Origin of the sequence: Enterobacter cloacae complex sp. IR5441, assembly GCF_049238215.1 — a bacterium.
Lineage (GTDB): Bacteria > Pseudomonadota > Gammaproteobacteria > Enterobacterales > Enterobacteriaceae > Enterobacter > Enterobacter hormaechei_C.
Window position 1 is genome coordinate 1 of record NZ_JBMKIA010000073.1, and the last position, 4,833, is coordinate 4,833.

At 63.5% G+C, this 4,833-nt stretch carries 8 protein-coding genes; 7 read left to right on the forward strand and 1 reads right to left on the reverse strand.

The window, feature by feature from the left end:
• Positions 1-114: 114 nt before the first annotated feature.
• The gene (gene merR, locus ACOTX5_RS26060) at positions 115-549 is read right to left on the reverse strand and encodes an Hg(II)-responsive transcriptional regulator (protein ID WP_000429836.1); all 435 of its coding nucleotides are present in this window, start codon (positions 547-549) and stop codon (positions 115-117) included.
• A gap of 71 nt (positions 550-620) precedes the next feature.
• Between merR and ACOTX5_RS26065 the strand changes: the two genes are divergently transcribed.
• The 7 genes from ACOTX5_RS26065 to ACOTX5_RS26095 are packed head-to-tail and all read left to right on the forward strand — an operon-like array spanning position 621 to position 4,781.
• Entirely contained in the window at positions 621-971 is a 351-nt protein-coding gene (locus tag ACOTX5_RS26065) for a mercuric transport protein MerT (RefSeq protein ID WP_001294663.1), read from the forward strand.
• Between the two features lie 13 nt (positions 972-984).
• On the forward strand, positions 985-1,260 hold the full coding sequence (gene merP, locus ACOTX5_RS26070) for a mercury resistance system periplasmic binding protein MerP (protein WP_000732292.1): 276 nt from the start codon (positions 985-987) through the stop codon (positions 1,258-1,260).
• A gap of 35 nt (positions 1,261-1,295) precedes the next feature.
• Positions 1,296-1,718: an organomercurial transporter MerC gene (gene merC / locus ACOTX5_RS26075; protein WP_001447540.1), complete on the forward strand. Its 423-nt coding sequence runs from the start codon at positions 1,296-1,298 to the stop codon at positions 1,716-1,718.
• A gap of 51 nt (positions 1,719-1,769) precedes the next feature.
• A complete protein-coding gene (merA, locus tag ACOTX5_RS26080; protein WP_000105636.1) occupies positions 1,770-3,464 on the forward strand; it encodes a mercury(II) reductase in 1,695 nt (564 codons plus the stop codon).
• Positions 3,465-3,481: 17 nt separating this feature from the next.
• Complete coding sequence (merD, locus tag ACOTX5_RS26085) at positions 3,482-3,844, forward strand: mercury resistance co-regulator MerD (RefSeq protein WP_001277456.1); 363 nt, start codon at positions 3,482-3,484, stop codon at positions 3,842-3,844.
• Positions 3,841-4,077 (forward strand): broad-spectrum mercury transporter MerE, encoded by a 237-nt coding sequence (gene merE / locus ACOTX5_RS26090; RefSeq protein ID WP_000993386.1) that lies wholly within the window; start codon positions 3,841-3,843, stop codon positions 4,075-4,077. Before merD ends, merE begins: the two co-directional genes overlap by 4 nt.
• A 35-nt stretch (positions 4,078-4,112) precedes the next feature.
• Positions 4,113-4,781, forward strand: a complete 669-nt coding sequence (locus tag ACOTX5_RS26095; RefSeq protein ID WP_001300294.1) for an EAL domain-containing protein — start codon at positions 4,113-4,115, stop codon at positions 4,779-4,781.
• Positions 4,782-4,833 lie beyond the last annotated feature (52 nt).

Consider the following 4,833-nt stretch of genomic DNA (forward strand, 5'->3'; position numbering starts at 1 on the left):
ACCCAGATCGATACCAATGAGCGCAATGTTTTCCATGATAGTTCTCCGAATGAAAGCCTGTCCTCAGCATAGTACCGGGAAGGAGGGAGTGACCATCTCATTAAATAAAGCACGCTAAGGCATAGCTGACCTTGCCAGGCCTGCTTCGCCCTGTAGTGACGCGATCAACGGGCAGGAAACATTCCCCTTTCGTGCATGGCAGGCGCACACGAGTTCAGACAGCACGGTTTCCATGCGCGCCAAGTCGGCCATCTTCTCGCGCACGTCCTTGAGCTTGTGTTCGGCCAGGCTGCTGGCCTCCTCGCAGTGGGTGCCATCGTCGAGCCGCAACAGCTCGGCAATCTCGTCCAGACTGAACCCCAGCCGCTGTGCCGATTTCACGAATTTCACCCGAACCACGTCCGCCTCCCCATAGCGGCGGATGCTGCCGTAAGGCTTGTCCGGTTCCCGCAACAGGCCCTTGCGCTGATAGAAGCGGATTGTCTCCACGTTGACCCCGGCCGCCTTGGCAAAAACGCCAATGGTCAGGTTTTCCAAATTATTTTCCATATCGCTTGACTCCGTACATGAGTACGGAAGTAAGGTTACGCTATCCAATCCAAATTCAAAAGGGCCAACGTATGTCTGAACCACAAAACGGGCGCGGTGCGCTCTTCGCCGGCGGGCTGGCCGCCATTCTTGCATCGACCTGCTGCCTGGGGCCGCTAGTACTGGTCGCCCTGGGCTTCTCCGGTGCTTGGATCGGCAACCTGACGGTGCTGGAACCCTATCGACCGTTGTTCATCGGCGCGGCGCTAGTGGCGCTGTTCTTCGCCTGGAAGCGGATTTACCGGCCCGTGCAGGCATGCAAGCCAGGTGAGGTCTGCGCGATTCCGCAGGTGCGCGCCACCTACAAGCTGATTTTCTGGATCGTGGCCGTGCTGGTCCTGGTCGCGCTTGGATTTCCCTATGTCGTTCCATTTTTCTATTAACCAGGAGTTCATCATGAAGAAACTGTTTGCCTCCCTTGCCCTCGCCGCCGCTGTTGCCCCGGTGTGGGCCGCTACCCAGACCGTCACGCTAGCGGTTCCCGGCATGACTTGCGCCGCCTGCCCGATCACAGTCAAGAAAGCGCTCTCCAAGGTCGAAGGCGTGAGCAAGGTCGATGTGGGCTTCGAGAAGCGCGAGGCCGTCGTCACTTTTGACGACACCAAGGCCAGCGTACAGAAGCTGACCAAGGCCACCGCAGACGCCGGCTATCCGTCCAGCGTCAAGCAGTGAGCCAGCAAGCCAACGACAACAGCGAGAGCCGCTTCATGGGACTGATGACACGCATTGCCGATAAAACCGGCGCGCTCGGCAGCGTCGTTTCCGCGATGGGCTGCGCCGCCTGCTTTCCAGCCCTCGCCAGCTTCGGCGCGGCCATCGGGCTGGGCTTCTTGAGCCAGTACGAGGGACTGTTCATCAGCCGCCTGCTGCCGCTGTTTGCCGCGCTGGCCTTCCTGGCGAACGCGCTGGGTTGGTTCAGTCATCGGCAATGGCTGCGCAGTCTGCTCGGCATGATCGGCCCGGCCATCGTGTTTGCGGCCACGGTCTGGCTGCTCGGCAACTGGTGGACGGCGAACCTGATGTACGTCGGCCTGGCCTTGATGATTGGGGTGTCGATCTGGGACTTCGTGTCGCCGGCGCATCGCCGTTGCGGACTGGACGGCTGCGAACTCCCCGCCAAGCGCTTGTGAAAGACGGCTGACCGTGCGACACGGCGGCCCACACGAATAAGGAACGATGGTATGAGCACTCTCAAAATCACCGGCATGACTTGCGACTCGTGCGCAGTGCATGTCAAGGACGCCCTGGAGAAAGTGCCCGGCGTGCAATCAGCGGATGTCTCCTACGCCAAGGGCAGCGCCAAGCTCGCCATTGAGGTCGGCACGTCACCCGACGCGCTGACGGCCGCTGTAGCTGGACTCGGTTATCGGGCCACGCTGGCCGATGCCCCCTCAGTTTCGACGCCGGGCGGATTGCTCGACAAGATGCGCGATCTGCTGGGCAGAAACGACAAGACGGGTAGCAGCGGCGCATTGCATATCGCCGTCATCGGCAGCGGCGGGGCCGCGATGGCAGCGGCGCTGAAGGCCGTCGAGCAAGGCGCACGTGTCACGCTGATCGAGCGCGGCACCATCGGCGGCACCTGCGTCAATGTCGGTTGTGTGCCGTCCAAGATCATGATCCGCGCCGCCCATATCGCCCATCTGCGCCGGGAAAGCCCGTTCGATGGCGGCATCGCCGCTACCACGCCGACCATCCAGCGCACGGCGCTGCTGGCCCAGCAGCAGGCCCGCGTCGATGAACTGCGCCACGCCAAGTACGAAGGCATCTTGGAGGGCAATCCGGCGATCACTGTGCTGCACGGCTCCGCCCGCTTTAAGGACAATCGCAACCTGATCGTGCAACTCAACGACGGCGGCGAGCGCGTGGTGGCATTCGACCGCTGCCTGATCGCCACCGGCGCGAGCCCGGCCGTGCCGCCGATTCCCGGCCTGAAAGACACTCCGTACTGGACTTCCACTGAAGCGCTGGTCAGCGAGACGATTCCTAAGCGCCTGGCCGTGATTGGCTCATCAGTGGTGGCGCTGGAGCTGGCGCAGGCGTTCGCCCGACTCGGAGCGAAGGTGACGATCCTGGCTCGCAGCACGCTGTTCTTCCGCGAAGACCCAGCTATAGGCGAAGCCGTCACGGCCGCATTCCGCATGGAGGGCATCGAGGTGAGGGAACACACCCAGGCCAGCCAGGTCGCGTATATCAATGGTGAAGGGGACGGCGAATTCGTGCTCACCACGGCGCACGGCGAACTGCGCGCCGACAAGCTGCTGGTCGCCACCGGCCGCGCGCCCAACACACGCAAGCTGGCACTGGATGCGACGGGCGTCACGCTCACCCCGCAAGGCGCTATCGTCATCGACCCCGGCATGCGTACAAGCGTGGAACACATCTACGCCGCAGGCGACTGCACCGACCAGCCGCAGTTCGTCTATGTGGCGGCAGCGGCCGGCACTCGCGCCGCGATCAACATGACCGGCGGTGACGCGGCCCTGAACCTGACCGCGATGCCGGCCGTGGTGTTCACCGACCCGCAAGTGGCGACCGTAGGCTACAGCGAGGCGGAAGCGCACCATGACGGCATCAAAACTGATAGTCGCACGCTAACGCTGGACAACGTGCCGCGCGCGCTCGCCAACTTCGACACGCGCGGCTTCATCAAACTGGTGGTTGAAGAAGGCAGCGGACGACTGATCGGCGTGCAGGCAGTGGCCCCGGAAGCGGGCGAACTGATCCAGACGGCCGCACTGGCGATTCGCAACCGGATGACGGTGCAGGAACTGGCCGACCAGTTGTTCCCCTACCTGACGATGGTCGAAGGGTTGAAGCTCGCGGCGCAGACCTTCAACAAGGATGTGAAGCAGCTTTCCTGCTGCGCCGGGTGAGGACAAGGAGGTGTGCGATGAGCGCCTACACGGTATCGCAACTGGCCCATAACGCTGGGGTGAGCGTACATATCGTGCGCGACTACCTGGTGCGCGGCTTGTTACGGCCGGTGGCCTGCACCACGGGCGGCTACGGCGTGTTCGACGATGCGGCCTTGCAACGGCTGTGCTTCGTGCGCGCGGCCTTCGAGGCGGGTATCGGCCTGGATGCCCTGGCGCGGCTGTGCCGTGCGCTCGACGCAGCGGACGGCGCACAAGCCGCAGCGCAGCTTGCCGTGCTGCGCCAGTTGGTCGAGCGGCGGCGCGCGGCGTTGGCCCATCTGGACGCGCAACTGGCCTCCATGCCAGCCGAGCGGGCGCACGAGGAGGCATTGCCGTGAACGCCCCTGACAAACTGCCGCCCGAGACGCGCCAACCCGTTTCCGGCTACCTGTGGGGTGCGCTGGCCGTGTTGACCTGCCCCTGCCATCTGCCGATTCTCGCCGCCGTGCTGGCCGGGACGACCGCCGGTGCCTTCCTTGGCGAGCATTGGGGTGTTGCCGCGCTCGCGCTGACCGGCTTGTTCGTTCTGGCCGTAACGCGGCTGCTGCGCGCCTTCCGGGGCGGATCATGACGAGTTCGCAGCCCGCCGGATGGACGGCGGCCGAGTTGGCGCAGGCGGCGGCGCGCGGACAGCTTGACCTGCATTACCAGCCGCTGGTCGATCTGCGCGATCACCGGATCGCTGGCGCGGAAGCGTTGATGCGCTGGCGGCATCCGAGGCTTGGCCTGTTGCCGCCCGGCCAGTTCCTGCCGCTGGCCGAGTCGTTCGGCCTGATGCCGGAAATAGGCGCGTGGGTGCTGGGCGAGGCCTGTCGCCAGATGCACAAGTGGCAAGGACCGGCATGGCAACCGTTCCGTCTTGCCATCAATGTGTCCGCCAGCCAGGTTGGGCCAACGTTCGACGACGAGGTAAAGCGGGTGCTGGCCGATATGGCCCTGCCCGCCGAGCTTCTGGAGATCGAACTGACCGAATCGGTCGCATTCGGCAATCCAGCCCTGTTCGCCAGTTTCGACGCCTTGCGCGCCATCGGCGTGCGCTTCGCCGCCGACGACTTCGGCACCGGCTATTCCTGCCTGCAACATCTGAAATGCTGCCCCATCACCACATTGAAAATCGACCAATCCTTTGTCGCCAGGCTCCCGGATGATGCCCGTGACCAAACTATCGTGCGGGCGGTGATCCAGCTCGCGCACGGGCTGGGCATGGATGTCATTTTCAGAAGACGACTGCACCAGTTGATTGGGCGTAATGGCTGTTGTGCAGCCAGCTCCTGACAGTTCAATATCAGAAGTGATCTGCACCAATCTCGACTATGCTCAATACTCG

Coding starts and splice junctions, on each gene's coding strand:
- ACOTX5_RS26065 (WP_001294663.1), top strand. CDS start 621: ATGTCTGAACCACAAAACGGGCGCGGTGCGCTCTTCGCCGGCGGGCTG.
- merR (WP_000429836.1), bottom strand. CDS start 549: ATGGAAAATAATTTGGAAAACCTGACCATTGGCGTTTTTGCCAAGGCG.
- merC (WP_001447540.1), top strand. CDS start 1,296: ATGGGACTGATGACACGCATTGCCGATAAAACCGGCGCGCTCGGCAGC.
- merP (WP_000732292.1), top strand. CDS start 985: ATGAAGAAACTGTTTGCCTCCCTTGCCCTCGCCGCCGCTGTTGCCCCG.
- merD (WP_001277456.1), top strand. CDS start 3,482: ATGAGCGCCTACACGGTATCGCAACTGGCCCATAACGCTGGGGTGAGC.
- merA (WP_000105636.1), top strand. CDS start 1,770: ATGAGCACTCTCAAAATCACCGGCATGACTTGCGACTCGTGCGCAGTG.